26 protein-coding genes are annotated in these 25,535 nt (G+C 56.8%); 17 read left to right on the top strand and 9 right to left on the bottom strand.

Annotated features, from left to right (window positions below; translation table 11 throughout):
* Nucleotides 1-94: 94 nt before the first annotated feature.
* Both RSK20926_RS11360 and RSK20926_RS11355 read left to right on the top strand, forming a co-directional pair.
* Nucleotides 95-868: a hypothetical protein gene (locus RSK20926_RS11360; protein ID WP_157133099.1), complete on the top strand. Its 774-nt coding sequence runs from the start codon at nt 95-97 to the stop codon at nt 866-868.
* 94 nt (nt 869-962) lie between these two features.
* Nucleotides 963-1,202: a YdcH family protein gene (locus tag RSK20926_RS11355; protein ID WP_008206828.1), complete on the top strand. Its 240-nt coding sequence runs from the start codon at nt 963-965 to the stop codon at nt 1,200-1,202.
* Between the two features lie 169 nt (nt 1,203-1,371).
* On the opposite strand, the gene RSK20926_RS11350 is transcribed toward RSK20926_RS11355, so the two are convergent.
* Both RSK20926_RS11350 and RSK20926_RS11345 read right to left on the bottom strand, forming a co-directional pair.
* Entirely contained in the window at nt 1,372-2,760 is a 1,389-nt protein-coding gene (locus RSK20926_RS11350) for a helix-turn-helix domain-containing protein (RefSeq protein WP_008206825.1), read from the bottom strand.
* Between the two features lie 80 nt (nt 2,761-2,840).
* A complete protein-coding gene (locus RSK20926_RS11345) occupies nt 2,841-4,052 on the bottom strand; it encodes a multidrug effflux MFS transporter (RefSeq protein WP_037254782.1) in 1,212 nt (403 codons plus the stop codon).
* 199 nt (nt 4,053-4,251) lie between these two features.
* Here RSK20926_RS11345 and RSK20926_RS11340 point away from each other — a divergent pair, with 199 nt between their 5' ends.
* From RSK20926_RS11340 to RSK20926_RS11320, 6 genes are all read left to right on the top strand, one after another.
* Nucleotides 4,252-5,784 (top strand): acyl-CoA carboxylase subunit beta, encoded by a 1,533-nt coding sequence (locus RSK20926_RS11340; protein WP_008206821.1) that lies wholly within the window; start codon nt 4,252-4,254, stop codon nt 5,782-5,784.
* Between the two features lie 9 nt (nt 5,785-5,793).
* Entirely contained in the window at nt 5,794-6,168 is a 375-nt protein-coding gene (locus tag RSK20926_RS11335) for a hypothetical protein (protein WP_037254779.1), read from the top strand.
* Nucleotides 6,168-6,599, top strand: coding sequence for a hypothetical protein (locus RSK20926_RS11330; protein ID WP_037254777.1), 432 nt, complete (start codon nt 6,168-6,170; stop codon nt 6,597-6,599). The genes RSK20926_RS11335 and RSK20926_RS11330 overlap by 1 nt, the downstream gene beginning before the upstream one ends.
* A 161-nt stretch (nt 6,600-6,760) precedes the next feature.
* The gene (locus tag RSK20926_RS11325) at nt 6,761-7,162 is read left to right on the top strand and encodes a DUF6497 family protein (RefSeq protein WP_232281882.1); all 402 of its coding nucleotides are present in this window, start codon (nt 6,761-6,763) and stop codon (nt 7,160-7,162) included.
* Nucleotides 7,163-7,376: 214 nt separating this feature from the next.
* On the top strand, nt 7,377-7,511 hold the full coding sequence (locus tag RSK20926_RS23350; protein ID WP_008206817.1) for a hypothetical protein: 135 nt from the start codon (nt 7,377-7,379) through the stop codon (nt 7,509-7,511).
* 69 nt (nt 7,512-7,580) lie between these two features.
* Nucleotides 7,581-7,937 carry a hypothetical protein gene (locus RSK20926_RS11320; protein ID WP_008206816.1) on the top strand — a complete coding sequence of 119 codons (357 nt, stop codon included), beginning with the start codon at nt 7,581-7,583 and terminating at the stop codon, nt 7,935-7,937.
* A gap of 131 nt (nt 7,938-8,068) precedes the next feature.
* Here RSK20926_RS11320 and RSK20926_RS11315 read toward each other — a convergent pair whose 3' ends face one another.
* Nucleotides 8,069-9,211, bottom strand: a complete 1,143-nt coding sequence (locus RSK20926_RS11315) for a DcaP family trimeric outer membrane transporter (RefSeq protein WP_008206814.1) — start codon at nt 9,209-9,211, stop codon at nt 8,069-8,071.
* Between the two features lie 491 nt (nt 9,212-9,702).
* On the opposite strand from RSK20926_RS11315, the gene RSK20926_RS11305 reads away from it, so the two are divergent.
* The 3 genes from RSK20926_RS11305 (at nt 9,703) to RSK20926_RS11295 (ending at nt 12,746) form a co-directional block, all read left to right on the top strand.
* Entirely contained in the window at nt 9,703-9,912 is a 210-nt protein-coding gene (locus tag RSK20926_RS11305; RefSeq protein WP_008206810.1) for a hypothetical protein, read from the top strand.
* Between the two features lie 137 nt (nt 9,913-10,049).
* A complete protein-coding gene (locus tag RSK20926_RS11300; protein WP_008206808.1) occupies nt 10,050-12,098 on the top strand; it encodes an acetyl-CoA carboxylase biotin carboxylase subunit in 2,049 nt (682 codons plus the stop codon).
* A gap of 147 nt (nt 12,099-12,245) precedes the next feature.
* Nucleotides 12,246-12,746: a hypothetical protein gene (locus RSK20926_RS11295; protein ID WP_008206806.1), complete on the top strand. Its 501-nt coding sequence runs from the start codon at nt 12,246-12,248 to the stop codon at nt 12,744-12,746.
* 4 nt (nt 12,747-12,750) lie between these two features.
* On the opposite strand, the gene RSK20926_RS11290 is transcribed toward RSK20926_RS11295, so the two are convergent.
* Nucleotides 12,751-13,200 carry a DUF4174 domain-containing protein gene (locus RSK20926_RS11290; protein WP_008206804.1) on the bottom strand — a complete coding sequence of 150 codons (450 nt, stop codon included), beginning with the start codon at nt 13,198-13,200 and terminating at the stop codon, nt 12,751-12,753.
* A gap of 396 nt (nt 13,201-13,596) precedes the next feature.
* Between RSK20926_RS11290 and RSK20926_RS11285 the strand changes: the two genes are divergently transcribed.
* Both RSK20926_RS11285 and scpA read left to right on the top strand, forming a co-directional pair.
* The gene (locus tag RSK20926_RS11285; RefSeq protein WP_232281881.1) at nt 13,597-14,316 is read left to right on the top strand and encodes a hypothetical protein; all 720 of its coding nucleotides are present in this window, start codon (nt 13,597-13,599) and stop codon (nt 14,314-14,316) included.
* The gene (gene scpA, locus RSK20926_RS11280) at nt 14,279-16,408 is read left to right on the top strand and encodes a methylmalonyl-CoA mutase (RefSeq protein ID WP_008206800.1); all 2,130 of its coding nucleotides are present in this window, start codon (nt 14,279-14,281) and stop codon (nt 16,406-16,408) included. Before RSK20926_RS11285 ends, scpA begins: the two co-directional genes overlap by 38 nt.
* An 81-nt stretch (nt 16,409-16,489) precedes the next feature.
* On the opposite strand, the gene RSK20926_RS11275 is transcribed toward scpA, so the two are convergent.
* The gene (locus RSK20926_RS11275; protein WP_037254767.1) at nt 16,490-17,440 is read right to left on the bottom strand and encodes a hypothetical protein; all 951 of its coding nucleotides are present in this window, start codon (nt 17,438-17,440) and stop codon (nt 16,490-16,492) included.
* A 124-nt stretch (nt 17,441-17,564) separates the two neighbouring features.
* Between RSK20926_RS11275 and RSK20926_RS11270 the strand changes: the two genes are divergently transcribed.
* The 4 genes from RSK20926_RS11270 (at nt 17,565) to RSK20926_RS11255 (ending at nt 20,344) form a co-directional block, all read left to right on the top strand.
* Nucleotides 17,565-18,167, top strand: a complete 603-nt coding sequence (locus RSK20926_RS11270) for a VOC family protein (RefSeq protein ID WP_008206796.1) — start codon at nt 17,565-17,567, stop codon at nt 18,165-18,167.
* Nucleotides 18,168-18,274: 107 nt separating this feature from the next.
* Nucleotides 18,275-18,973 carry a molecular chaperone DjiA gene (locus tag RSK20926_RS11265; RefSeq protein ID WP_037254764.1) on the top strand — a complete coding sequence of 233 codons (699 nt, stop codon included), beginning with the start codon at nt 18,275-18,277 and terminating at the stop codon, nt 18,971-18,973.
* Nucleotides 18,954-19,949, top strand: coding sequence for an endonuclease/exonuclease/phosphatase family protein (locus tag RSK20926_RS11260; RefSeq protein WP_008206793.1), 996 nt, complete (start codon nt 18,954-18,956; stop codon nt 19,947-19,949). The genes RSK20926_RS11265 and RSK20926_RS11260 overlap by 20 nt, the downstream gene beginning before the upstream one ends.
* 26 nt (nt 19,950-19,975) lie before the next feature.
* Nucleotides 19,976-20,344, top strand: a complete 369-nt coding sequence (locus RSK20926_RS11255; protein WP_008206791.1) for a hypothetical protein — start codon at nt 19,976-19,978, stop codon at nt 20,342-20,344.
* Between the two features lie 102 nt (nt 20,345-20,446).
* On the opposite strand, the gene RSK20926_RS11250 is transcribed toward RSK20926_RS11255, so the two are convergent.
* The 4 genes from RSK20926_RS11250 to RSK20926_RS11235 form a co-directional block, all read right to left on the bottom strand.
* Nucleotides 20,447-21,991: a Ppx/GppA family phosphatase gene (locus RSK20926_RS11250; protein ID WP_008206789.1), complete on the bottom strand. Its 1,545-nt coding sequence runs from the start codon at nt 21,989-21,991 to the stop codon at nt 20,447-20,449.
* Nucleotides 21,992-22,045: 54 nt separating this feature from the next.
* Nucleotides 22,046-22,753, bottom strand: a complete 708-nt coding sequence (locus RSK20926_RS11245; protein ID WP_008206787.1) for a DnaA ATPase domain-containing protein — start codon at nt 22,751-22,753, stop codon at nt 22,046-22,048.
* Nucleotide 22,754: 1 nt separating this feature from the next.
* A complete protein-coding gene (locus RSK20926_RS11240; RefSeq protein ID WP_008206785.1) occupies nt 22,755-23,840 on the bottom strand; it encodes an AI-2E family transporter in 1,086 nt (361 codons plus the stop codon).
* 175 nt (nt 23,841-24,015) lie between these two features.
* On the bottom strand, nt 24,016-25,380 hold the full coding sequence (locus RSK20926_RS11235) for an FAD-dependent oxidoreductase (RefSeq protein ID WP_008206783.1): 1,365 nt from the start codon (nt 25,378-25,380) through the stop codon (nt 24,016-24,018).
* Nucleotides 25,381-25,535: the final 155 nt, after the last annotated feature.

The raw sequence follows: 25,535 nt of genomic DNA, 5'->3' as shown, positions 1-25,535 counted from the left end.
CTACGCGCCTTCGTTCCAAACATTTGAAATGAGATGACAGAGTGAACTCTGATGCGTAGGCTCCCCCAAAGATTGTGGGGAGCCTGATTTGTTTATGCCTAGATCAATGGCCTTGGCCACTATTGCCTGCTTGGGGCTATCGGGGTGTTTCGGGGATGCCAAAACCCTGCCGGTCAATCTGGATTTTTCCCAGACCAACTATGGTTTCATCAATTCCGGCGGCTACAGCGCAGGAGCATTTTTTGCTTGGAATACAGTTGAGAGAAAGCTGGAGTTTTTGGGGGATATTCCGGGTTTTGAAGCGCCCCGGACGACCCGCCGTCGCGATGTGACTGCGAAGTATTCCGGTGGGGTGGATATTGGCGTTGAATTGGATGTCGCGGCAGAGGCCGCAGCCCATGCCTGGATCAAGCGGAACTCCAGTTTTCAGATCAAAAACGGAGCCCGAGTTCCCTATAACAATGTCTATACAAAGATCTCGACCTTCCTGAATGAGGACAGACAGCAGGGGGGATCGATAGCGGAAGAATGGGGTATCGAAGAGGCAATCGGCGCCCCTGAGGCGCGTTTCATCATTCTTAGGGATGTGACCTTTGGTGATGCTATTACCTTGGATATTGATGCTGAAACCGGCGCTGATGGATCTTTGAAAATTCCGTTCCGCAAAGGCGATCTTCGGGTTGAGCTTGCTGGCCATGGGCTAGAAGATATTCGCGGCGACAATATCGAAATCGCCTTTCTGGTTTATGTCCTGGACCCCTATTGGAAACAAAACGACGGCTCTCAAACCCTGGCCTTTCGCAGGCTTCGAAATATTGACACCTCGACCCTGCCCAAACTTTTTCGCAGTATCGGAACCAAGTCATAAATTTTTGCCGGAGGCCTGGGATTTGATCCCCGTCAAAGTGGCTGAAATGGTGGCAAGTTAACCTGCTCGTGACACTGATAGAAGGAGCGAGCAGATGTCCAATACACCGCATGAGCTGGCCGAAGAATTCCCGGATAAAGTAAAAGCAATGAGCGCGCTGAAGCAATCGGACGCCCATTTTGCCAAGCTGGCGGATGAGTATCACGAGCTGAACCGCGCCGTGCATCGCGCTGAAACCAAAGTTGAACCTTTGGAAGAATTGGCAGAGGTGGATCTGCGCAAAAAGCGCGCCGCCCTAAAGGATGAGATCTGGGGGATTCTGTCCAAGGCCTGAGAATTCACATCGATCATTTGTCTTAGAGGCAAATTGAATTGGGCGGGGGCTGTAAGGCTCTCCGCTCTTTCTTTTTGCCCTGACAGGTGAGGTCTTGCTGGACAGGGCGCGATACCCTGCAGGCCTGCCTTTGCGAAAGCGAGGCGCAGAGGGTATCTGCGGTCAAGGATCAGTTCACCTCATAGGGCAGGACGCCACGCTGGTCGATGTCGATGGTCAAGCGACGTTCCAAGGGGGGAACGGAGCGTTGGTGGCAATCCGTACGCTCGCAGATGCGACAGGAAATGCCAATGGGCTCATAGGCAGAGTCATTGTTGAGATCCAGATTGTCTGCATAGACCAGAGCATCGGCGTGGCGCACCTCACAGCCCAGAGCGATGGCATATCGTCGGACCGGTGAGCCAAAAGAACCACCTGATTTGGAAATATCCCGCGCAAGGGAGATATAGCGGACCCCATCGGGTGTTTCCGCCAATTGGCGCAGGAAATGGCCGGGGGTTTCAAAGGCACGGTGCACATTCCACAGGGGGCATGCGCCACCAAAGCGGGCAAATTGCAAACGGGTTGCGGAATGTCGCTTGGTGATTGTTCCGGCTTGATCAACGCGTACAAAGAAAAAGGGAATTCCCTTGGCACCAGGGCGCTGAAGCGTCGACAATCTATGGGCTACTTGTTCGATCGAAGCTCCGAAACGGGTGGCGAGCCTTTCGAGGTCGTGGCGGTCCTCCTGCGCTGCCTGCAAGAACCGGCTATAGGGCATAAGAGCCGCGCCAGCGAAGTAATTGGCAAGGCCGATCTTGGCAATGGCGCGGGCCTCTTCGCTTTGGAAGCGGGCGAAATCCAGCGTGGCTTCCAGCAGCTTGTCCTGGCTCAGCAAGGCCACTTGTAGCAGAAGCTGAAACACCTGGGTCGAGGGGCTGGCGCGGTTGGAAAGGTGCAGGCTGCGCCCTTCGCTGTTGTAGCCACGCAGGCCATCCATATCGGAGTAGAGGATCGAAATCCCAGCGTTTTCCAGCGCCTTTGTTGCAGCAGTGCGCACATCCGCACTACCTGCAAAATGCTCGGCGGCGCGATCTACCGCATCGATGTAGTTATCGCAGTAGTGGAAGAAGTCCCGAACCTCTTCCCAAGGGCTGGCCTGAATGCGGCTGTCTTCACGGCCCAGAGCCTCATCCAAAGAGGCAAGACGCTCATGGGTCTGCCGATAGGCGCGATGCAGGGTCAGGAAAGCCCGTGCAAAGGCCGGAGCATTGGAGGCGGTTAGGCGCAGGTCAGCCAGAGGCGGGGGATCCTCGGCAAAGACAGGATCGGCCATGGCCTCGCGCATATCACTGACGAGGCGCTCACTGTCTCCTGCGGATAATTCGGTGACATCCATGCCGAATTCTTGCGCCAAGGCGAGAACAACAGTGGTTGAGACCGGTCGGTTATTGTTCTCCATCTGGTTCAGATAGGGCAGGGAGACGCCTAGCTTGGCCGCGAAGTCCTTTTGGGTCAGTTCCAGGCGCTGGCGCATTTCACGCAGCTTTGCGCCTGCATATAGCTTTTGAGTGGCCATAGGTACGCCTTTGCAAATTTACTCTTGGCAAAGAGTATAATTGCAAAGTTCACCTTGGAACAGAGGGGAGTGTTTTTGGCCTATGTGTCCAATTGCCGCTCGCGCAGGACTACCATGGAGATGGCGACCAAGCCCAAAACACCGGTTGCCAACATGACTAGCAAAAGTGGCACAGCGGTGGAGTCCGGTCCAAGGAGAAGGCCTGCGCCCGCACTTAGCAAGGCACCTGCGCCAATCATGATTGCACCGCTCAGACCAGAAGCTGTGCCCGCCAGATGGGGCCGAACCGAGATTGCCCCGGCCGTGGCATTGGGGATCGCCATTCCATTGCCGATGCCCACAAAGCACATGAAGCCAAAGAAGGTGAGGACCGTATCGGCGCCTGTCAGTGCGATCAGCAATGAAACCAGGACCCCACTACCATTGATGATGCAGCCCCAGAACACCATTCGATTGACGCCCAGCTTGGTGGAATACCGTCCCGAGATGAAATTGCCGGCAAAATAGCCAACAGCGGGGGCGGAGAAGTAGACGCCAAGTTCCGCTGTGGAGAGGCCATAGATCTCTGTTCCCAGATAGGGCGCGCCGCCGAGATAGGCAAAGAAGGAGCCAGAGGCGAGGCCAGAGGCGAGAGAGTATCCCCAAAAACGAGGAGAAAATAGCAGTTCGGGATATTCGCTGAATTGCTGCCTCAGAGTCTTGCCACTTTTATGCGCTGTTTCGCCAAAATCGCTGAAGGTAATCGCCAGCGTCAGTGCGCCAACGGCAAAGAGCATCCAGAAGTTTGCCTGCCAGCCTAACCACTGATCCAAAAAACCGCCGATGGCCGGGCCAATCATTGGGACCACTGCCATGCCCATGGTGACGTAGCCGATCATGCTGGCCGCTTCATGGGTGTCATAGAGGTCGCGCACGGCGGCTCGGCTTAGGACCATGGTCGCAGCAACGACAGTTTGTGCGATCCGGAAGAACAGGAAAAGTTCTGCTGTCGGGGCGTAGATGCAGCCAATTGTCGCCAGAAGAAACAGTGCTATAGACCCCAGGATCACCGGTCGGCGTCCCATTTGATCTGAAATGGGCCCGACAATGATCTGTACCACTGCATTCCCCCCCAGATAGAGCGAAACCGAAAGCTGCATCAGTCGGTAGTCGGCGTCAAAATAGGCGGCCATGCCGGGCAGTGATGGCAGGTGCAGGTTCATGCCCAACGCAGAAAGTCCCGCAAGCAGGATGAGGGTGAAAATGCGAGGAGGAGTGCGCTGTTGAGAAAGGCTTGGTTTATATGTGGGCATATCAACTGGAGTAGTGTTTTACGCACGGATTGTCCATCATGCAGGGCAGAACAGAGCTATGTGCATCCAAGCAGATTGTTTGCTGATTTGCATATTTGCATCTATCATATGCAAACGATTTGCAAATTTGCGAAAATAACCTTTGGCTTGGCGTTGGCGCAAGATATGGTCCCGGAGAAATCTACAGGGGACATGTGCCATGAAAGATATTCTCTCTGAGCTGGAAGAACGCCGCAAGGATGCGCGGCTTGGTGGCGGGCAGCGTCGAATTGATGCGCAGCATAGCCGCGGCAAACTGACCGCGCGGGAACGGATCGAGCTTTTGCTGGATGAGGGCAGCTTTGAGGAGTTCGACATGTTCGTTTCCCACCGTTGCACCGATTTTGGTATGGAAAACCAAAAACCGGCTGGGGACGGCGTTGTGACCGGCTGGGGCACCATCAATGGCCGTATGGTCTATGTCTTCAGTCAGGACTTTACCGTCTTTGGTGGTTCGCTCTCCGAAACCCATGCACAGAAGATCTGCAAGATCATGGATATGGCGGTGCAAAATGGCGCGCCTGTCATCGGAATCAACGATTCGGGTGGCGCGCGTATCCAGGAAGGCGTTGCCTCTCTGGCGGGCTATGCCGAGGTTTTCCAGCGCAACATCATGGCCTCGGGCGTGGTGCCACAGATCTCTGTTATCATGGGGCCCTGTGCGGGTGGCGCGGTCTATTCCCCAGCCATGACCGATTTCATCTTTATGGTGAAAGACACCTCCTACATGTTTGTGACCGGTCCAGACGTGGTGAAAACCGTGACCAACGAAGTGGTCACCGCAGAAGAGCTGGGCGGGGCATCGACCCACACCAAAAAGAGCTCTGTTGCGGATGGCGCTTTTGAAAATGATGTCGAGGCGCTCGCCGAAGTGCGCCGCCTTGTTGACTTCCTGCCGCTGAACAATCGCGAAAAGCCACCTGTTCGCCCCTTCTTTGATGAGCCGGGCCGCATTGAGGATAGCCTGGACACTCTGATCCCGGAAAATCCCAACGCGCCTTATGACATGAAAGAGCTCATCACCAAGGTCGCGGATGAGGGGGATTTCTACGAGATCCAGGAAGATTTTGCCAAGAACATGATCACTGGCTTTATCCGTATGGAAGGGCAGACCGTGGGTGTGGTTGCCAACCAACCGATGGTGCTGGCGGGCTGTCTGGATATCGATTCCAGCCGCAAGGCCGCGCGTTTTGTGCGCTTCTGCGACTGTTTCGAGATCCCGATCCTGACCTTGGTGGATGTGCCGGGCTTCCTGCCTGGGACCAGCCAGGAATATGGCGGTGTTATCAAACACGGCGCCAAACTGCTCTTTGCCTATGGTGAAGCCACGGTTCCAAAAGTCACCGTGATCACCCGCAAGGCCTATGGCGGTGCCTATGACGTTATGGCCTCCAAGCACCTGCGCGGTGATTTCAACTATGCCTGGCCGACGGCTGAGATTGCGGTGATGGGTGCCAAGGGCGCAACCGAGATCATCCACCGCGCGGATCTGGCCGATGCGGATAAGATCGCGGCGCATACCAAGGATTACGAAGACCGCTTTGCCAATCCCTTTGTGGCAGCAGAGCGCGGCTTCATTGATGAGGTGATCCAGCCAAAATCCACCCGCCGCCGGGTTGCCCGCGCCTTTGCCTCCCTGCGAGGCAAGTCGCTGAAAAACCCGTGGAAAAAGCATGACAATATCCCGCTTTGAGGCCAGGTGATGATGCAGAGCGAAATAGAGACAGTGACGTTTGGTATGGAACGCCTACCTTTGGAGCATCTTGAATTTTTTGAGATTTCCAATGGTGCGGATGCCCGTGAAGTCATGCTCGCTGTTTTTCGCTCTGATCTTGGTAGTAAACTTAACACTCGTGAACCCTCACCACAGGAAGTGGCCGCTATACGCACGACTGTCTCTCTCATGGTGGCGATTGCCGCCACGACCGAAGCTGGCCTGCCCGATGACTACTTTGTGGAGCTGGCCGACGGGTCTGAAGCAGACTATCGGAGCATTCCTCCAAGGCGGCGGGCGGTCTTTGGTCTTGAAAACGAGAGTTGGAAGAATGCTGACCTGAACCGGATTGAAGTGTCCTAATGACCCGTACCCCGTGGCATATAACACGCACAGAACGCACCTTGACCCTGTCGCGTCAGTTACCTGCTCGTTTTGACGTGGCTGCAGAGACGACGTTGCCATTAGCGCGGGCGGGGCGGGTTGCGCATCAGGTGCGCCAGGATCTTTGGCGTGCTCTGCAGCGGGTGCGCGGGTTTTCCCCTGTAGTTGAGGTTTGCAAAACACCTTCCGGCCTGCATGTGCGGGCCGGGGGACGCCTGATGGGGCCGGTTGCGCCGGGACTGAAAGAGCAGATTGCCGCAGTTCTGGAGGATCCGGAAAAGCGCGCCCGGTGGCTACGCCACGCACGCGTGCAGGCAAAGCGGCAAGAATGCCTCAATTCGGGGCAAAACGACGCGTTGTTGCACAAATGCGCAGCAAAGTTTGACAATGGAAGCGAATCCGCAGCATGATCCGCGCGAGCCAAAAAGAGACAGCGCCCACCTTTGGTGCAGCGCCAGCAGCCCCGGCGAGAGGAGCCCAAGTCTTTTGGGGCCGGGGCTGTGGTTTTTTGGCTTCCCATGCATCGATGCCTAAACGCTTTGCAGCTGCTTTCCTAGTGGCAACGGCGCAGATGACCGCCCCTGCGATCGCGCAGGAAGCGACTGCGGAACTTATTGCAGTAGAGGTCCCCTCCGGTCAGGATGTCGCCCTCAAAGAAGTCCTGCTGGATGAAAGCCCCGGAGCGCTTTGGGTCCGGTTTCGCTTCATCGCACCGGGCATCAAAGCGGTGCGGGACGAGGAACAGGATGAAGAAACTGCGGCCAAGCTCTTTGAGCGTAACGCAGGCGATATGGATCACCTATGTGAGTCGCTGGCCCTGGAGTATCTGCGCCATCATCAGTTAAGCCCAGCACTTGTGGTGATCTCGTTTTCCGACCGCCCCGTCAAATTCGGGGTGCAGGATGCCGCTGCGACCCAGTTTTTCGAAGCATATCGCCCCGAAGGCGAGAACTGCATCTGGGAGGCCTTCTGATGTCTCTACAATATCTTGCGGAAGTTAACGGAATTAGGCGGATTTTTGCGGCTTTGCGGCCACATGCCCCTGTCTTGCCCGCTTTTGGATGTGATTTGGCCGATATCCCAGCTATTCTTTGTGCGAATGGCCTAAGAGTCATTCGTCAATTGGGGCTGAGGCTGGATAACACCCAGATTTCAGCCGGTTTCAAAAACAAATTCAGGAGACAGCAATGTCTAAGAGCATCAAGTTTATCGCACTGGCTGGCCTGCTGGCCGCCGTTGCAGCCTGCGCTCAGCAGGAAGAAGAGTTTGTCGTGGTTGAGCCCATCTCGGTGGAGCCAACATACACCGGCAAATACAAGTAACGACCAAAAGGGTCCGGCCCTGTGGCCGGTCCCTGCCGCTCCACGGGGTGCCGGACAGGAGGCACCGCTATGCTAAAGCACCGTGGATTCCCTGGCCGCCTGCCAGGAACCGATTTCCAATTCGTCATTCGCCGCCCAAACCCCAAGGGGGTCACGCCGATCACCCGGCGCGAGCGCTTTCGTGACCGCAAGCCTGCGGATCGCCGAGCTGATGCGGCCTTTATGCAGGCTCTTTTGCAGCATTTTGGCGACCAGCCCTTTGAACGCGGCAATCTGGATGCCGGGCGTCTGAGTTGGCTCTTTGGGCGCGAAGTTCTGCCCTATGATGACTCCTTTGATCCGGAAGACTATGAAGCTCTGCTTGTTCTGGATGTGGAAGCAGCCAAGCTGTCCTTCCCGGATGCCTTTGAAGGTAAGGCAACCTGATGGCAGCGGTTGGAGGACATAAGCACGCGAAAACCCCGCAGTTTGCACTGCGAGGTTTCTGTGAAGGCTTTGGTGAGCTGGGCCAGGCAACTGGCACAATCGCCGCTGCTGCGACCCCTCCAACCTGCGCCCTAAAAGTTCAGCTGAACGGCCAACTGGACACGGTCACCGTCGAAACTGGCCCCGGAAGAGGTTGTACGCTCCCCAATGATGTATTCAGCGCTGAGCTGGAGATTGTCGGTGGGGTTGTAGAACGCGTTGAGATGCAGGGTTTCCAGCTCTGTGAAGTCGAGCGTGCCGGTAGAGGTCGCAAGGTCGTATTCTTCGCGCCCGTAGCCAATGCCGACATTCCATTTGTTGCCGATGTCCTGACGGTATTCCAGCGTGAAGCCATCAACATCATTGGCCTGACTGCCTACGATTGCAGCGCCGACACCGATCAAATAGGGGCCAAGCGCCTCACCAGTGACATAGGTTGCCTGGAACAGGCCACCCTCCCAAGGGGTGAAGGATCCAGAGAGCGTGAGCCCGGTCTGGTCCACTTCAACGCCGCCGCTTTGAATGGTGCCGGCCAAGCCCGCGATCCGGGCACTGAAACGATCCGCAGTATATTCTGCCGCAGCGGTGAAAACGGGATCCGAAGAGCTACCGGCATTCTCCTCAATGGAGAAGCTGTAGTTGAAGTTCTCTCCGATGCCATTGCTGTATCGGATCTGTGGCGTACGTGCAAAGGCGATGCCGACGGGGCCATTGAACTCAACACTTGTCGGGTAATGCCCAAGAGGCATGAAGTTGGTCCAGGTTTGGCCAACGGTCCAATGGTCGCCAATTTGAATATTGGCATGCCGCAGACGCAGCTCAGATGCTCCGCCAGAGGCAAAAAGGTCAAACTCCAGCTGACTTTGCAACGTGCCGATATCTGTCTCGGTACTGGTGCGGAAGCCAAGCCTGGATTGGCGCAGGGTCGCTCCGAATTGGCCGTCAGTGGCATTGGCGGGTTCGCCAATGTTGTTCACAAACGCCGTGTCGCCCTGGATGAAGTCGAAATCATAGAAAAAGTCGGCTTTGACGTAGCCGTAAATATCAACGGCCGTCCCGCCCAGGCGGAACTGGGTAAGGTCGCCGGAAGTGCCACTTGCGGCTTCCAACACTTCAATGCGTGCGCGCAGCGCGTCAACCTCTGCCTTAGTGGCATCGGCTTGGGCGATGGCGCTGCTGCCCAGCAGGGCTGCGGCAGCGGAAATGGCAAGGCTCTGCCTATTCCTGTAGGTCATTGGGTTTCTCCTCCTCAATGCAGGTTGCAAAGGGACGCTTTCACGGCGCAAGCGGAGTTGGAAATGACTTCCCGGAGAGACGCCGTGACCAAAAATTGCCATAAATGTTACAGGCAGCATGAAATGTCTGACATTGGCGTGAGTTGTGTCTGTAACGTGCTGATTTCGAAAGGTAAAAATCTCCATTTTGTGCCGATTTCTTCACGCGAGACTGCGGATTTGGTAAAGCGAATACCTGCTTTCCCTCGCAAACTCGTGAAGCCGATCCATGTGGTCGCGGCGCGCGATGATGCTGGTAAGCGGAGCCTCAAGAAGCCTCTGTTTCATATTGGCACTTTTGATAGCGGGCTGGCGAAAGCCCGCCAGCCAGGGCGTCAAAACAGGCGGGTGATGGCCCATTCCCACGCTTCCCAGCCACGAGGATTGCAGAGAGCTGGCGCTCTTGCACATTCAGTTCGACCAAAATCGGTCTGGACTAGAGGAGCAGAACAATGCCAGCAAAACCGATCCTACTCACGCTTTCCATCGCGCTTGGCAGCGCATTACAGGGATGCGGTGAAACCACAGGTGAGCAAGCACTCTATGGTGCAGGGGCAGGGGCGTTGGGCTCCGCTCTGCTGGATGGAAACCTGCTCACGGGTGCAGCCGTCGGCGTCGCAGCCAACGTCATCTATTGCAAAGAAAACCCCGGCAAATGCTGAGGGTCACACAGCAAAAATACCACTGAATAGCCAGCCATCGCGGCTGGCCCCTACCACATGTGCAAATGCCGGAACCGGGCCGCGTGCCTGGCTTCGGCATTTTGCATTCACGCCTACCAAAGAACAAGGGACTGCCAATGTTTGAAAAGATCCTGATCGCCAACCGGGGCGAGATCGCCTGCCGGGTTATCAAAACCGCGCGCAAGATGGGTATCAAGACCGTTGCCATCTATTCGGATGCGGACAAGCAGGCCCTGCACGTGCAAATGGCGGATGAAGCGGTTCATATCGGACCGCCACCGGCAAACCAGTCCTATATCGTTATCGACAAGGTGATGGAGGCGATCAAAGCCACCGGCGCACAGGCGGTGCATCCGGGTTATGGTTTCTTGTCGGAAAACTCCAAATTCGCTGAGGCGCTGGCCGCTGAAAGCGTGGCCTTTGTTGGCCCGCCAGTTGGCGCCATTGAGAGCATGGGCGACAAAATCACCTCCAAAAAGATTGCGCAGGAAGCGGGCGTTTCCACTGTGCCTGGCTATATGGGGTTGATCGAGGACGCGGAGGAAGCGGTGAAAATCTCTAATGAGATTGGCTATCCTGTGATGATCAAAGCCTCTGCAGGCGGCGGCGGTAAGGGCATGCGGATCGCTTGGAATGACGAAGAGGCCCGTGAAGGATTCCAATCTTCCAAGAACGAGGCGGCGAATTCCTTTGGCGACGACCGGATCTTTATTGAGAAGTTCGTGACCCAGCCGCGCCATATCGAAATCCAGGTGCTTTGCGATGCGCATGGGAATGGCATCTATCTGAACGAGCGCGAATGCTCGATCCAGCGCCGCAACCAGAAGGTGGTGGAAGAGGCCCCATCGCCTTTCCTGGATGAAGAAACCCGGAAGGCCATGGGCGAACAGTCGGTCGCCTTGGCCAAGGCGGTTGGCTATACTTCTGCCGGGACCGTGGAATTCATCGTTGATGGCGACAAGAATTTCTACTTCCTGGAAATGAACACCCGCCTGCAGGTGGAGCATCCTGTGACCGAGCTGATCACCGGTGTCGACCTGGTGGAGCAAATGATCCGTGTTGCAAATGGCGAAGCGCTGACCATCGCCCAGGATGATGTGCAGATCAATGGCTGGGCCATCGAAAACCGCCTATATGCCGAAGACCCCTATCGTGGCTTCCTGCCCTCGATTGGTCGTCTGACCCGCTATCGTCCTCCGGCAGAACTGTCTGGTGGCCTGCTCTTGGAAAACGACAAATGGCAGGGGGATGCGCCCGCCGGTGAGGGTTATGCTGTGCGCAATGACACCGGCGTCTATGAAGGCGGCGAGATCTCGATGTACTACGACCCGATGATCGCCAAGCTCTGCACCTGGGCGCCAACGCGGGATCGGGCGATTGAGGCGATGCGCAACGCGCTGGACGGCTTTGAGGTTGAGGGCATTGGCCATAACTTGCCGTTCCTCTCAGCAGTGATGGATCACCCGATCTTTATCGAAGGCAGCATGACCACCGCCTTTATCGAAGAGCAGTATCCCGAGGGCTTTGTTGGGGTAGACCTGCCCGAGGCGGACCTTCGCCGTATTGCGGCCTCTGCCGCAGCGATGCACCGAGTGGCTGAAATTCGTCGCACCCGCGTCTCTGGTCGCATGGACAATCATGAGCGTCGGGTTGGTACTGAATGGGTGGTGAGCCTTCAGGGGCAGAGCTACCCGGTGACTATTGAGGCGGACCAACTGGGCTCAACCGTTCAGTTTGAGGATGGCGACCAGGTGCGTGTGAGCAGCAAGTGGACGCCCGGGGATCAACTGGCTGAGCTGGAAGTCAACGGCAGCCCTCTGGTTCTGAAGGTCGGAAAAATCTCTGGCGGTTTCCGCATCCGCTCTCGTGGCGCGGATATGAAGGTTCATGTTCGAACCCCGCGCCAAGCGGAGCTTGCTTCATTGATGCCCGAAAAGGTGGCGCCGGATACTTCCAAGCTGCTGCTTTGCCCGATGCCTGGGCTTATCGTGAAGGTGGATGTCGAAGTTGGCCAGGAAGTCCAGGAAGGACAGGCGCTTTGCACCGTTGAGGCGATGAAAATGGAGAACATCCTGCGCGCCGAGAAAAAGGGCGTGATTTCCAAGATCAATGCCAGTGCGGGCGACAGCCTCGCGGTGGATGACGTGATCATGGAATTCGAATAATGATTAACGGGGCAGGCATAGATGCAATCGGAGAGGCAAAGATCCTTGCCTCCCCTTGCGTGCCTGTCCCGCAGTTGGCTGTGGCATGCACCAAATCTTCAGATCTTTGTGCCAGAGGTGATGCAAAGGTTTCGAAAAAGGTGCCCTATGCGTCGCTTGGTAACTCTTCTGGCGATATGTATTCTGCCGCTTGCGGCCTGTACCCTGGATCAGGAAGACGAGCTGCGCGCGCAACTCGACCCCTGGGTAACGCTGGGCGATACCTTCTACTTTTCCTCCAGTTCGACCTGCACCGCCGCGATTTTCCATGCGCAATCAGCGCGGGTCTCCTCTCTGCTAGAGCCAGCGCGTTCGGTAAACACCGGTTTGCAGATGGTTGCGGAGAAGCGGCCTGTGGTCTTCAAGGTTGGCGGAAAATCCCCCAATGCGGTGGTCGAGGATATTATGTCCAAAGATCTTCCCAATGGGTTGGGGGTGCTGAACTCTGGCCTTGCAGGGGTCAATTGCATGACCGATCGCGAAAAAAGCATTTATTATCGCGCGATCATGAATCCAAAGGCGCAATTGGCCTTCCTGCCCAAAGAAAACGCTGTGATGGTCGTCGATCCTGGCGCCATGGCCGTGATTTTTGTGCGCGGAAACGCCTGAGGGATCAATTCTCGCGGCGTTCCTCGACTTCGCGTAGCCGATCGGGAAATTTGTCGATTGTTCGGGAAAGTTCGCGCACCGTCCAGGGATGTGGCTTGCGGAGTTTCACGCCGCCATCTTTGCCAAGCAGGACCAGCATGAACCCCCTTGGTCGCAATTTCTTGCGTAGATCTGACGCTGCTTCCGGGTTGGTATCCGTCAGGACAATGACATCCCGCTCCAATAGCGCGCCAGCATCGGACAAGAGGCGGGTCATCTGTTCCTGGAAACGCGGGTCCTGTTCGCTGTCCGCAAAGACCACAATGGGGCGTTTGGCCCAAAGAAAACTGGATAGATCGGCTTCTTTTCCGGGCAGGACCAGCGCAGATAGATCAGGCTCAGCCGCCTGGATTGCGGGCGGTAAGGCAAAAACTGATAGAAAGCTTGCTAAAACAAAGGCTAGGACGGGTTTCATTCTCTCTCCTTGTTGCTCCAATATATGCGCTGCCTCGGTAATTGCGATGGGAAATGAGGCGCAAAAGATAAAATTTTCGAAGGTTGTTAATCGGTTTGAGAGGGTCTGTCAGCAATGATTGCGCAAACCCTCTCCCGGTGGCCGTGTTTCACGGCCCCTGTCCAAAGAATTGGAAATGCGATGCAGACCTGTCTCCATCTTGGTGCCCACCGTTGTGCAACTTCTTCCTTTCAAGAGTACATGCGACAGAATGCTGATGTCCTTCGGGAGAAACAGCTTGGGTACTGGGGGCCTCGCCAAACGCGAGCTGGTCGGTTTCATGGAATTTTGCCGGTTCCATCTGCGCGTCCAGCAAAAGGGTTGGCCCAGCGAGCGCGGGGTCGGTTGCGCATGCATATGGAACAGGAATGCAAGTTGGGGCGCACTCAGCTATTGATCAGCGATGAGAGCCTGATCGGGAGCGTTCGCGCCAATCTACGGATGGGCACGCTCTATTGCGGCGCGGGCGAACGCATGGCCCGTTTTGCAGAGGCCTTTGACAACCAGATCAATACAGTCGCGCTGAATATTCGCAGCCTAGAGACCTATTGGACCTCTGCGCTCACCTATGCGGTAGCGCGTGGTCATCGTGTCCCCGGTGAGAACCAGTTGCAGCAGCTTGCAGAGAGCCAACGCAGCTGGCGCGATGTGATCACCGATATCGCCTGTGCTATGCCGGGGGTCGCGATAAAGGTTCTGCCCTTTGAGGTCTACAGCGGGCGTCCAGAGACGCAGCTCTCGCTGCTCAGCGGGATTGACGCGCCGCTGCGACATGCCCGCGTGCGGCTGAATGCTTCTTTCCGGCTGCAGGATCTGCGGGCGCATCTTTTGCAGGCAACCGCAAAGAACCTGCCAGAGGGCGAAGGACGTTGGCGTCCCTTCAATGCCCAACACACGGCGATGCTACGCGAAAATTATGCGGATGATCTGATGTGGCTGACTGCGGGCGCCGATGGGCTGGCTCAGCTGGTTGAGGATCCTGAACAACTGGTGGCGGGAGAAAACCTGCCCCAAAACGAACTGACAAGAGGAAGACCCCATGACAAGCAAGACAGACGATTGGCGGGCTCTGGCTGAGAAAGAGCTCCGTGGCCGGCCGCTTGAGGACCTGACCTGGAACACCCTTGAAGGTATCGAGGTCAAGCCCCTCTATACCGCAGATGACACCAAAGAGCTGCCCCACATGGGCACGCTGCCGGGCTTTGGCCCCTTTACCCGCGGCGTTAAGGCCACTATGTATGCCGGTCGGCCCTGGACCATTCGGCAATATGCGGGCTTTTCTACTGCCGAGGAAAGCAACGCCTTTTACCGCCGCAACCTGGCTGCAGGCCAGCAGGGCGTCTCGGTCGCCTTCGACCTTGCCACCCACCGGGGCTATGACAGCGATCATGAGCGCGTGGTCGGCGATGTCGGCAAAGCCGGTGTGGCCATCGACAGTGTTGAGGATATGAAAATCCTCTTTGACGGCATCCCGCTGGATAAGGTCTCGGTCTCGATGACCATGAACGGCGCGGTGATCCCGGTTCTGGCGAGCTTCATTGTTGCCGGTGAAGAGCAGGGACATGACAGGAGCTTGCTGGCGGGCACTATTCAGAATGACATTCTGAAAGAGTTCATGGTCCGCAACACCTATGTCTATCCGCCAGAGCCTTCGATGCGGATCATCTCGGACATCATCGAATACACTTCGAATGAGATGCCCAAGTTCAACTCGATCTCGATCTCCGGCTATCACATGCAGGAAGCTGGCGCGAACCTGGTGCAGGAGCTGGCCTATACTATCGCAGACGGTCGCGAATATGTGCGCGCCGCGATTGATGCGGGCATGGACGTGGACAAATTCGCTGGGCGTCTGTCGTTCTTCTTTGCCATCGGCATGAATTTCTTCATGGAAATAGCCAAGCTCCGCGCCGCCCGCACCCTGTGGCACCGGGTGATGACAGAGTTCGGCGCTAAGTCGGAACGTTCCAAGATGCTGCGCACTCACTGCCAGACTTCGGGTGTGTCACTGCAGGAGCAAGACCCCTATAATAACGTGATCCGCACCGCTTATGAGGCGATGTCGGCGGTGCTGGGCGGCACTCAATCGCTGCACACTAACGCTCTGGACGAGGCCATCGCGCTGCCCACCGATTTTTCTGCCCGTATTGCTCGCAACACTCAGCTGGTGCTGCAGGAGGAAACTGGTGTCACCAATGTGGTCGACCCGCTTGCGGGTTCTTATTACGTTGAGAGCCTGACCAATGACCTCATTGAAAAAGCCTGGGCCCTGATGGAAGAGGTCGAGGAAATGGGCGGCATGACCAAAGCGGTCGAGTCCGGCATGCCCAAACTGCGTATCGAAGAAAGCGCGGCCCGTCGTCAGGCTATGGTTGATCGTGGCGAAGAGGTTGTCGTTGGTGTCAATAAGTATCGCAAAGACAAAGAAGACCCGATCGACATCCTTGATGTGGACAATGTTGCGGTACGCGAGTCACAGATCGCGCGGCTAGAAAAAATGCGTGCAGATCGGGACGAAGCAGCGTGTCAGGGGGCACTGGACGAGTTGATCCGCCGCGCCAAAGAAGGCGGCAACCTGTTGGAAGCCGCGGTCGAAGCCGCCCGCGCGCGGGCCTCAGTCGGAGAAATCTCTATGGCGATGGAAAAGGAGTTCGGCCGTCACCGTGCCGAGGTGAAAACCCTGGCAGGCGTCTATGGCGCAGCCTATGAGGGCGATGAGGGTTTTGCCGCGATCCAGAAATCGATCGAGGACTTCGCCGAAGAAGAGGGCCGCCGCCCGCGCCTCTTGGTGGTCAAGATGGGCCAGGACGGCCACGACCGCGGCGCCAAGGTGATTGCCACCGCCTTTGCCGACATCGGCTTCGACGTCGATGTGGGCCCGCTGTTCCAGACCCCGGCCGAGGCCGCACAGGACGCCATCGACAACGATGTGCATGTAATCGGCATCTCGTCCCAGGCCGCAGGCCACAAGACCCTGGCACCGCAGCTTGTCGAGGCGCTGAAGGCCGAGGGCGCAGGCGACATCATCGTGATCTGCGGCGGCGTCATTCCGCAGCAAGATTATGAGTTCCTCTATTCCAAAGGCGTCAAAGCGATATTTGGCCCCGGTACCAATATTCCGGAAGCCGCCCAGGACATCCTGAAACTGATCCGCGAAGCCCGCAGCTGATCGCATGCCGGGGGGCGCCAGTCCCCCGGACACCACCCGGGAAAGAAAAAGCAGGAATGCCGGTAGAAGCAGCGTTTGCCGCTACTGGCATGCAGGCTGTATGCCCCAGTCGAGAGTGGGAAGACCACTGCTTTTGAATCGAGCGCGGCCTTTGAAACTTGGATCCCAGAATTCGTCACTTTCATAGAGATACCTGAAGGCTGCGTGAACAGCAGACCGTGTTAGAGCTGGAAGGCGGCTGTAGTCGCGCCACTGGCCCCCGAAATTGAATTCGGCATTTGACCGGTCATCCAATGTGCGAACCGCGTCCAGCAGCACGATTGCCGTACAGGGGAGCCAGCCCGCTGCTCCTTGAACATAAGAGGTCAGCTCGATGACTTCAGCAGGGTACCAGACTTCGCCTTTTGGATAGGCTAGGGAAGGGCTGTCTAACAATTCCTCCAGGGCTGTCTTGTGCCGGGCCTTGTCCATCCCATAGTCCGCTGCGGCGATGCTTTCGATTTCAGCAGGCGTCATCCTGCGGGCAATTGGAATAAGCAGATCTTCTACTTCCGACAGGCTGCGGGTCAGCAGGTCTTCCTGTGCGGGTTTGCAATCAACTGACAGAAGGCAATTGTGCCGCAGCCGTTCGTACCCGTTCATCAAGGCGGCCCGCACCGGTGGAGGAGCTGTCCGGTAGATGCTGTTGAAGTCCTCCCAAAACCAGCTCAGGTCCTGCGGAAATTGAGTGTTCTGCAGGGAGCCCATCAGCAGGGCTGCGGTGCTGGTCAGAAAGGCGTCTCTCTGCAGTTCCGGAGACACAGCTGCCATCCAAAGGGCGTCATTCAGCTCTTTTGAAAACGCCAGCTTGCCTGCCGCCGAGGAGGCATCCAACCATTCGGAAAACTCAGCTGCCAGGGCAGGATTTGGAAACAGGCCCTCAGGTTCAAGGAAGCGGCATAATGCGCGAAGATCCGACAGGACCTGATGTGTTCTGAAATCAAAAGGCTTCATTGCAAAGGGGAGTTCCGAAATAAACAAGGGCTCTTGCAATTATTGGTTGTGTCAGGGGTTTTGCAAGGCAAACCTCGCGAACCCCAACAGGCCCAGGGGTTTCGCCTTGCGGTCTGACCGCTCTTCACTAGATTTGAACAGTGAATTTGTAAGGGGCAGCAGGATGAAATTCGATCACCTGGCCGTGGCGGGCGAAACGCTGGAAGAGGCTAGGGCCCATGTCGAAGAAGCCCTCGGCGTGCCGATGCAGCCAGGCGGAGAACATGCGGTTTTTGGCACCCATAATGTCCTGTTGGGGCTCGCTGACGGGCTGTACCTGGAAGCGATTGTCATCAATCCGGAAGCCACGCCGCAGCGGCAGCCGCGTTGGTTCGATCTGGATCGCTTTTCCGGCGCGCCGCGTATTAGCAATTGGATCTGCAATTGCACGGGGCTGGCTGATTTGCTGGAGGATCTACCAAATGGGGCGGGCGAGACTGTGGCGCTGACGCGGGGCGATCTCAGCTGGGATATGGCGGTTCCGACAGATGGCATCCTACCCTATGACAATTGCTTTCCGGCCCTGATCGAATGGCATTCCCCCCATCCAGCTCCGCGGTTGCAACAACAGGGGTGCAGCCTGCGCAGATTTACGGTTTCGCACCCGCAAGCCGCAGATCTGTTCCAGATCTTGAGCCTTGCGGAACCACGCATTGCTTTTGAGACCGGTGCCCCTGGTTTTGAGGCAGAAATCGATACCCCCCATGGTCTGCGTCTCCTGAGATGAGCTTTCCTACCGCAACTGGGCAAGAGTTTGCTTGTTTCCACAGGGATTTACTTACTCACCCGTCACGGGGCGCTGACATTGCAGGATTTCCGCACTAGGCTTGGATGATGTCACTCTGGTCCCGCATATCCGACGCGCTTTCTGCACTTGCGCAGGGCGAAAGCCTGTCCGAGGTTTTTGATCGGCTGCGCGCGCCTCCCGAACGGACCGTGGGCTTTGCCATTGCCGTGATTGCCTTGGGCGCCAAAATGGCAAAGGCAGACGGGCAGGTGACCCGTGACGAGGTGACGGCCTTTCGCGAGGTGTTTCAGATCGCGCGCGAAGATGAAGCCGGAGCTGCGCGTGTTTTCAACATGGCGCGCAAGGATGTGGCTGGCTATCAGGAATATGCCGCTCGGATCCAACGGCTCTTTGCTTCTGACCCCACAACGCTCTGCGATTTGATGGAGGGCCTGTTTCACATCGCAATGGCGGATGGCTTCTATCACCCCGGCGAGAATGAGTTCCTTGAAGACGTGAGCCGGATCTTTGGCCAAACGCCAGAGCAGTTCATGGCTCTGCGCGCGCGCTTTGTTCCGGATGCCCCCAAGGACCCCTATACGGTTCTGGGTGTGACACGGGAAATGAGTAAGGAAGAGATCCGCAAGTATTGGCGCAAACTGGTGCGCGACACCCATCCGGATGCGATGATTGCGCGGGGGGTTCCGGAAGAGGCCGTACGCCTTGCCGAAAAGCGAATGATCGACATCAACCGTGCTTGGGATGAAATCAACGGATGCGGAGCCTATGCGTCTCGCGACCTATAATGTTGAATGGTTCGCCAATCTCTTTGGCCCGCAGGATCAGCTCTTGCTGGATGACCACCCTTCCGGACGCTATGGGATTGACCGCTACAGTCAGGCCATGGCGCTTGCGGCTGTATTTCAGCGGCTGGATGCGGATGCAATTCTAGTGGTGGAAGCGCCAAATACAGGTCGTGAGCAACGCAGCACCCGCGCTCTCGCAAACTTTGCCGCAGAAGCTGGGCTTAGAACCAGCGAGGCCATTGCAGGCTTTGCCAATGATACCCACCAGGAAATTGCTTTGCTCTATGACCCGGCAGTTCTGAGTGTCAGGCACGATCCAAAATCGGCCCCCAAGGCCCCCAGGTTTGACGGGGTCTTTCGTATTGATCTTGATGTGGATGATCAGATGGATGAGGTGCGGTTTTCAAAACCGCCACTGGAACTTGCATTGACCACAAAGTCGGGCCGGGCGATCCGATTGATCGGGGCGCATCTGAAGTCCAAGGCGCCGCATGGCGCGCGCAATGAAGAAGATGTTGTCCAGATTTCCATTGCCAACCGCCGTAAGCAGCTGGCCCAGGCAATTTGGCTGCATCGCCGCGTAAAGCAACATGTGCAAGCCAGGGAAGATCTGATCGTCCTGGGGGACCTGAATGACGGGCCTGGCTTGGATGAATACGAGCGGCTTTTTGGCCGGTCTTCGGTTGAGATTGTCATGGGGCAAGAACTGACAGACCCCCATGCGCAAAGCCTGTTAAAGCCGCGCAGGCACGTGTTGCCCTCTACTTCGCGCTTCTTCAATCCCGAGACCAAACGCTATTTCAGCGCTCTTTTGGACTATGTTATGATCTCGAACAGTCTCTTGTCCGGCGAGCCAAAGTGGCGGATCTGGCATCCTTTTGAGGATGCGGAATGCTATGAGGATGAGGATCTTCGCAACGCTCTGTTGGCCGCATCGGATCACTTTCCGGTCACGCTAGATTTGAACCTATCTTGATCCCTTTTAGAAAGGCCGTTAGCCCAATGAAACAGATCCTCGCCCCAGTCAGTTTCGCCCTTTTGATGCTTTCCACGCCTCTTCAGGCTGAGGAAGGTGGCTCCAACCTGATGGAGCGAGGGGCAGAGATGTTCTGGGAAGGCCTGCGCAAGGAGATGGCCCCCTCACTGAAAGAGCTCGAGGGGCTGGTTGCTACCATTGGCCCCTCCATGCAAGCGTTTTTACAGGAAATGGGTCCAGCCCTGGCTGAAATTGCGCAGAAAGTCGAAGACTGGAGCGCCTATGAGGCTCCAGAAATCTTGCCCAATGGCGATATCATCATCCGCAAAAAGCAAAAACTAAAACCGGAGCCGGAAGTAAGCACAGATCCTGAAAGCGGCATAACGGACCTCTAGTCACCGGTGCTCTGGTGAATGATTAGCTCCTGCCCCTGAAGGTGATTGCTTTGGTATAGAGATACAGTTGAAAGGCACTGGGCCGGGGGGAGGCCGAGTTGGCTATTTGGTGATTTTGACCGAGAGCTCCGCCTCAAGTGCATTGGTCAGAGATTTCAGTCGAGATTGCGCAACCTCGCCAAAGAGGTCTTCGCATTTGCTTGGTAGCTCCAGGGAGAGATGCCGTTTGCGCGGTTGCCACTTCAAACGGCCAATGTCACCGCTTTCTGTCACCATCAGCATGGCGCCAAAACGCATGGCCTTGCCCAAGATTTCAGCCTCTTTCTGCCCTTTTTCGTCCAGAAGATCATAGAGATACTCATAGGCGGTGCCTTGGCGCTTGTTTCGGTAGCGATGCAGCAGGGCAAGCCCGATGAAAATCCTCTCTGAGTGTTTCAGCCCACCCAAGTTGGCGCGGGTTGCGTTTTCAAAGCAAACCTCGGCTCGGTAATCAGGATGGGCACGCCAGCTAACATCATGCAGCAGACATGCGGCCTTGATCAGACGTTTCTTGGTCTGGCTGTCATTGCTGAAAAGCGGCAGGACAAATTCATAGAGCGTTTTGCCAAAACCCGGCAGTCGCGCATCCTTAGCTTCGGCAAAACGGCAGGATTCGATCAGCGGATCGCGTTTTCGCAGCCTTTGGGGCATCTGCTCATAGAGCAGCCCTTCGCGGATGCCATAGCTGGAAACGGCAATATCTTTGGGTTTGAAGGTCTTGACCAGCCGTGCCAGCACATCGATGGCATAGGGCACAAGCGACATACGTGCATTGGAAATGCCACAGGCGTTGCGTAGTTCCTCAATGTCGGTGGCATCGATGTATTTTAAGGTTTCGCGCACATCGCGCGCTGTCATGCGATACTCATGCAGGACGCGCAAAGGGTACCCCCGGCGCATCATGTCGACGCGCGCAATGGCACGCCAGCTGCCGCCGACCAGGAACAATCGGTCGGATTGCTCACCCATTTCACTGCGCAGCCCTTCGATGACCTGGGCGATATGTTCTTTGCGGCCACGTCGCCCGCCTTTGATATCGCGTAGCTTCAAAGGCCCAAGAGAAGAGGTCACGCGTTTGCCAACTTCGCCGTCGTGGATTTCGGCCAGTTCCATTGAGGAACCACCGATGTCGCAGACAAGGCCATAGGACCCTGGCCACCCCAACAGCACGCCCTGAGCAGAAAGGCGGGCCTCTTCGCGTCCGTCGATCACCCAGATCTTCAGCCCGGTTTCGCGTTCAACTTCGTCGCAGAATTCTGCTCCATCCTTGGCATCGCGCACCGCTGCTGTGGCTACTACGGACAGGCCAGGCAACCCCATGCCACGGGCAAGGTGTTGAAATCGGCGCAGCGCTGAGAGAGCCCGCTCACGCCCCTTTGGGTTCAAATGACCGGTTTCAGACAGCCCCGCACCCAACGCACACATGATTTTTTCATTATAGAAATAGGCAGGGCTACGGGCCGCGCCGTCGAAGATCACCATGCGGACAGAGTTTGAGCCCACATCAACAACGCCAACCCGTGACAGGGCGCGGGCGCCGGGATCTTCGAATACAGGGCGGCCAAAGGGGCCCCACTCAGAGGTGGAAGGGTCCAGAACGGGGGTCATAGGCGCCTCAATTCATTTTCTTCGTCGCCACGATGCGCAATGCAGCGGGGCAGGTCAACAGTCTGTCTGGTCGGAGTTTTTTGCCTGTCCTGGCGCCTCAGCGGACATCAGGCGGATCGCAAGCGGGCGAGAAAGGGTCCGCCCTTCGGAAAGGGCCAGCCTGTCCAACTGGTCGACAATATCTGCTGCTGCCGCAAAGGATCGATCCATATGCGCGACAAGATAGGGGATCACATCCGGTTTGGGTGTGACCTGCCGGTCGTTAAAAAGCTTGGCCAGGACAACCGAAAGGAGGGCATCGTCAGGGGGTTGAAGTTCCGCGTGAGTGGCGGCCTGAACCCTGCTTTGCAGATCGGGCAGGGTCAGTTGCCAGAGATTTGGCGCCGCCCGGCCCGTCAACATCAGGGCATGACCATTGGCCAAAACCAAATTGTGTAGGTGAAACAGGGCGTTTTGAGCCACTTGATCGCCTGCAATTCGAGGTACGTCTTCGATGACGACGGAGCCTTGGGCAAAATCCGGCACCAGCTCTTCGTGGATATCTGCGGCCTGCAGGATATTTGCGCCGGACTGGCTGGCCCAAACATGCGCCAGATGGCTCTTACCCGACCCTGCGGGCCCGGTCAGCACCAGCTTGCCGCTGGGCCAGGCAAAGCTGGGATCCAGCAGCGCAACGGCCATGGCGTTGGACGGGGCGACAAAGAAATCATCACGTCCCAGCGCGGGTTTCGCCGGGAGGTCAAAGCTCAGCTGTTTGGCCATGTTAGTCCTGGTCCTGCTGTCGCTGCGAAAGGGGGTGGCTTAAGCCCTTGTAAAGACGGCTTTCCAGATATTGCTCAACCACAAATCGGGCTAGAACACCCAGCGCGGCGGCGATAGGGACAGCAACCAGCATGCCGACAAAGCCAAAAAGGGCGCCAAAAACAGAGAGCGCGAGCAAGAGCCAGACCGGATGCAGCCCAACAGAGTTGCCCACCAGTTTTGGGGTCAGATAATTGCCTTCGATCACCTGACCAAAGGCAAATATGGCCGCAACGGCGCCAATGGACCACCAATCCCCCCAGAATTGGAACAGGGCCAGACCGATGGCCAAGGCACCGCCAATCAGTGCACCGAGATAGGGAATGAAGGTGACTAGACCAGCAATGAAGCCCACGGCCAGGCCAAAATTCAGGCCAACGATCATCAGGGCAACAGCGTAATAGCTACCAAGGATCAGGCAAACGGTTCCCATGCCATGAATGAAGCTATGCAGGACCGCGTCTATATCGCGGGCCAGGCGGCGGATCACTGGTTGATGGTCACGCGGCACCAGCTCATCAATGCGGTCGACCATACGGTCCCAGTCAAGCAGCAGATAGACCGCGACAACCGGCACAATCACCATAAGGACAATGACATTCACCAGAGAGGCCGCAGAGCCGACAATGCCCTCGGCCAGTTCGATACCCTTGCCCTGCAGGGTGCCCGCGATCGAGGCAATGGTCTGTTGTGCCCGGCTGCCCTCGGTGAAGAGGGAGGGGAAATGCTCCTGCGCAAAACTGCGCAGATCACGGAAGGCTTCGGGCAGAACGCGTGTCAAATCGATCAGCTGATAGATCAATGTTGGCAGGATCACCAAAAGCGTCGCTAGGAAGACAACCAGTGCGACGATGATGATCACCGCGGTGGATCCAGCGCGACTTAACCCCATAGCCTCGAGCCGGTCCGCAATTGGGTCAATCATATAGGCAATGGCAGCCCCTAGCACAAAGGGCAGGAGCACATCCCCAAGAAACCAAAGGACAAGGGCAAAAATCACCGCGGTGATGCCCCAGTATTTCAACTGTTTCTTTGCCGGTAGCGCCATGGTTCGCCTGTCTGTTACACATCCCCGTTCAGGGAGAATTGCACCAGTCATCCCCCATGCGTCGCAGGCATGCAAGGGGCAGTACAAAATCCCCTGTGGGCTAGGCGTGGATAAGCCGGCAAAGGCTGGGTGCAATTGCCGGGTTCACCTCAGATGGCATCCATGGGCGGTGAGATCAGTGAATTCTGACCCCTTGGCGTTTCAACTCTGCTTGAACGGCGGAAATATCAACTTCGCTTAGGGCGCAGTCCAGTTTGATTGAATGGGCAGCTGCCACACCCGCACCTTGGCCCGCAACTGCACAGCAGGCCATATTGCGGGTGGCGGCATGGGCGATCTTGTCACCGCCGATTGCCCGACCGGTCACCAGAAGGCCCTCCACGTCTTTAGGGAGCATGCAGCGATAGGGGATCTGCATGTAGCGCCCGGTCGTCGGCAGGATCAGCACCCCGTAGCCATCGATGAACTCAGGGTAAATCCCGATGGTATCGTCAAAGCGGCCCTGATTGCGGGTCTCATCCTCAGTGATGTTGTGGTGGGCATCAATCTTGCGGGTGTCGCGGATGCCGATGGTCATGCCAAAATTGCGTAGGCGAGCACTTTCGCAGCCGAGCGTATAGGCGCGCAGAGCGTCGATGGCGTGCATTGCCTGTTTGCGCCCTTCGATCTCACCACGGGTCATGCTGTCTGGATCAGTGCCGTCGATCTCCGCCAGATGCACCAGATTCATATAGGTCATCTCACCGCTGTCATGCACCGCGCCCCAGGTGCCGCCGATGGTATTCAGATGCGCCGGAATGACTCCGTCGCGGATCGCTTGGCCGAATGGCTTGGCCAGAAAGGGCGAGAACATGTCGTCTTCTTTGCCCGAGGTCTCCACCTGCCATTCGCCGGTCGACCAGTTGGCATAGGTCTGCGGGTCGGCTTTGACGCCCTCCATGAACTTCTGCTTGTCGACGCCAGCAATGTGGAACATGACGCTGGCCGCTTGCATCTCTTCTACCGGAGTTTTCAGAGTAGGCGCGCCCATCATTTGGGCGATGTCAGCATCGCCGGTGGCATCGATCACCCGTTTGGCCAGCACCGCCTCGCGGCCGGCCTTGCTTTCAACGATGACACCAGTGATGCGATTGCCCTCCCGGATAGGTGCGACAAAGACCCGATGCAGCATCGGATGGATGCCTGCTTCTTCAACCAGCCTGTCTGCGACCAGCTTGAAACCTTCGCTATCCAGCTCATAGGACAGGGACTGGCTTTCGGGCACTGCGGCCCCCATGGCTTTGGCCCGTTCTTCGAATTCCCAGCCAATGCCGCCGGCCTCGACGGTTTGCTCATGCCGGTACCAGGCAAAGCCCTCAACTCCGACGGTGGTGATATTGCCACCAAAGCAGCCAAAGCGATCCAGAAGCGTCACCTCCACGCCCGCCCGCGCCGCCGCCAGAGCAGCCGCCAAGCCACCTGGTCCAGAGCCCACAACCAGCACCTCGGTTTCATGGATGACCGGGATTTCGCGCGCGGGTTCAAGGATGGTTTTTGTCATGTCTTTCTCCCTAAAGACTGATGCCTGCTTTGGACGTTCAAAGCGTTTCCGCTAACAAACTCGATTCTTGTACCGTCATTCAAGTTCCTTTGCGGCGAGAGAGTGCAAAAACGACATCAGCACAAGGGACCCGAGGATACCTGCCGTTGTTAGAA

Origin of the sequence: Roseobacter sp. SK209-2-6 (assembly GCF_000169455.1) — a bacterium.
GTDB lineage: Bacteria > Pseudomonadota > Alphaproteobacteria > Rhodobacterales > Rhodobacteraceae > Pseudophaeobacter.
This window is presented reverse-complemented; position numbering and strand designations above follow the sequence as displayed.